At 47.2% G+C, this 254-nt stretch carries 1 pseudogene; it reads left to right on the plus strand.

From position 1 onward, the window contains the following. Positions 1-254 (plus strand): annotated as a pseudogene (gene sdhA / locus SB773_RS33200) (succinate dehydrogenase flavoprotein subunit); the annotation flags it as partial.

Genomic DNA, 254 nt, shown 5'->3' on the forward strand with positions numbered 1-254 from the left:
CAACACGGTGCAAACCGTCTGGGTGCAAACTCCCTGTTGTCCGCGATCTACGGTGGTATGGTTGCAGGTCCAAAAGCAATCGAATACATTAACGGATTAAACCAGTCCTCTGATGATCTGTCTTCCACACTCTTTGACAGCTTCACTGGCAAAGAGCAAGCGAAGTACGACAACATCCTGAAAATGGATGGAACAGAAAATGCTTACCTGATTCACAAAGAACTGGGTGAGTGGATGACTGACAACGTGACGGT

This window comes from Bacillus sp. SIMBA_074 (genome assembly GCF_046534555.1).
GTDB lineage: Bacteria > Bacillota > Bacilli > Bacillales > Bacillaceae_G > Bacillus_A > Bacillus_A mycoides.